Annotated in this window: 1 protein-coding gene and 1 pseudogene; both read left to right on the forward strand. The window is 65.2% G+C overall.

From position 1 onward, the window contains the following. Positions 1 to 600, forward strand: a pseudogene (locus tag ACK59X_RS29680) (tRNA pseudouridine(55) synthase TruB); the annotation flags it as partial. Next, positions 597 to 2,420, forward strand: coding sequence for a translational GTPase TypA (gene typA, locus ACK59X_RS29685; RefSeq protein ID WP_409962258.1), 1,824 nt, complete (start codon positions 597 to 599; stop codon positions 2,418 to 2,420). The pseudogene ACK59X_RS29680 and the gene typA, both read left to right, overlap by 4 nt. Positions 2,421 to 2,567 lie beyond the last annotated feature (147 nt).

Raw genomic sequence — 2,567 nt, forward strand, 5'->3', positions numbered from 1 at the left:
AGCGCCCTCAATAAGTACGGCAAGGCGCTGTACTAATACCCGCGCGCCGGCATCGAGGTCGAGCGGCCGGCGCGCGACGTGGTGATCCATTCGCTGTCCCTCACCTTGTTGGCGGACAATCCGGACGCCATCGCCCTTAAAATGGTGGTGCAGTGCAGCAAGGGGACCTATATTCGCACCCTGGGTGAGGATGTGGGCGCGGCACTGGGCTTCGGCGCGCACCTGACCTTCCTGCGCCGCATCGATACCGGCGGTATCGGCGTGGAGCGCTGCGTCACGCTGGCCGAGCTCGAAGCCATGGAGGAAGGCGCGCGCCTGTCGCAACTGGAGCCGCCCGAATCGCTTTTGGCACAACACATGCGTGTCACGCTGGACAGCGAGAATGCCGCTCGCTTCCTGTCGGGCGTGCGCCGCCGAGGTACCTGGCCCGATGCCGGGGCCGTGGCGGTGTTTGGCGACAGCCCCCCGGCGCTGCTGGGGGTGGGCCACATCGTGGGCGGGGAGCTGGTGCCCGACAGGCTCCTGAGTCCGCTGGAGATTCAACAAATTTTGGAAGGCACGCCGCACCTGCAAGCCAGCGGCACATTGGAAAAACTATGACGAAACAGATCCGCAACATCGCCATCATCGCCCACGTTGACCATGGCAAGACCACCCTGGTGGACCAATTGCTGCGCCAGTCCGGCACCTTCGCAGACCACGAAAAGGTGGTCGACACGGTGATGGACAACAACGCGATCGAAAAAGAGCGTGGCATCACCATCCTGGCCAAGAACTGTGCCGTGAGCTGGGAAGGCACCCACATCAACATCGTCGACACCCCCGGTCACGCGGACTTCGGCGGTGAAGTGGAGCGCGCCCTGTCCATGGTGGACAGCGTGGTGCTGCTGATCGACGCGCAAGAGGGCCCCATGCCCCAGACGCGTTTCGTGACCAAGAAGGCCCTGGCCCTGGGCCTGCGCCCCATCCTGGTGGTCAACAAGGTGGACAAGCCCGGTGCCAACCCCGACAAGGTGGTGAACGCCGCGTTCGACCTGTTCGACAAGCTGGGTGCCACCGACGAGCAACTCGACTTCCCCGTGGTGTATGCCTCGGGCATCAACGGCTGGTCGTCGCTGGAAGAAGGCGCACCGGGCGAGCAGTGGGGCCCCGACATGTCCGCCCTGTTCAACACCATCTTGAAGCACGTGCCCCCGAACTCGGGTGACGCGAACGCTCCGCTGCAGCTGCAGATCTCGGCGCTCGACTTCTCCACCTTCGTGGGCCGCATCGGCGTGGGCCGCATCAGCCAGGGTACCCTGAAGCCTGCCCAGGACGTGCTGGTCATGGAAGGCCCGGACGGCAAGGCCATCAAGGGCCGCGTCAACCAGGTGCTGACCTTCCAGGGCCTCGATCGCATGCAGACGCCTGTGGCCGGCCCCGGCGACATCGTGCTGATCAACGGCATCGAAGACATCGGCATCGGCGTGACCGTGACCGACCCCGCCAACCCAGCGCCGCTGCCCATGCTCAAGGTGGACGAGCCCACGCTGACCATGAACTTCTGCGTGAACACCTCGCCCCTGGCAGGCCGCGAAGGCAAGTTCGTGACCAGCCGCCAGATCTGGGACCGCCTGCAAAAGGAACTGCAGCACAACGTGGCCCTGCGCGTGAAGGAAACCGACGAAGAAGGTATCTTCGAAGTCATGGGCCGCGGTGAACTGCACCTGACCATCCTGCTGGAAAACATGCGCCGCGAAGGCTACGAGCTGGCCGTGTCCAAGCCCCGCGTGGTGTTCAAGGACGTGGGCGGCGTCAAGCACGAGCCTATCGAGCTGGTGACGGCCGACATCGAAGAAGCCCACCAGGGCGGCGTGATGCAGGCCCTGGGCGAGCGCAAGGGCGAGCTGGTGAACATGGAGCCGGACGGCCGCGGCCGTGTGCGCCTGGAATACCGCATCCCTGCGCGCGGCCTGATCGGCTTCACCAACGAATTCCTGAACCTGACGCGCGGTTCGGGCCTGATCAGCAACATCTTCGACAGCTACGAGCCGCACAAGGGCGACATCGGCGGCCGCAAGAACGGCGTGCTGATCTCCATGGACGACGGTGAAATCTTCACCTACGCCCTGGGCAAGCTCGACGACCGTGGCCGCATGTTCGTGAAGGCCAACGACCCTGTGTACGAAGGCATGATCGTCGGCATCCACAGCCGCGACAACGACCTGGTCGTGAACGCCACGCGCACCAAGCAGCTGACCAACTTCCGCGTGTCCGGCAAGGAAGACGCGATCAAGATCACGCCGCCCATCGATGCCACGCTCGAATACGCCGTGGAATTCATCGAGGACGACGAACTGGTCGAGATCACGCCCAAGTCCATCCGCATCCGCAAGCGCTACCTGACCGAGAACGAGCGCAAGCGCGCAGGCCGTTCCTGATCTGCGGGCCGCGCTGCACAGATGAGCGTAAAGCAGGCTGCACGGCCTGGTGAGAGGGGCGGGGCCCCCCGCGGGGGGGGGGCGCCCCCGGGGTTTAAAGCGCGGGGTTTACACCACCGCCCCCCCGCGCCGCCCCCCCCCCCGCGC

Origin of the sequence: Acidovorax sp. (genome assembly GCF_046339755.1) — a bacterium.
GTDB lineage: Bacteria > Pseudomonadota > Gammaproteobacteria > Burkholderiales > Burkholderiaceae_C > Acidovorax.

What these genes read in the sequence shown, in the direction of transcription:
- typA (WP_409962258.1), top strand. Translation starts at nt 597, where the DNA reads ATGACGAAACAGATCCGCAACATCGCCATCATCGCCCACGTTGACCAT.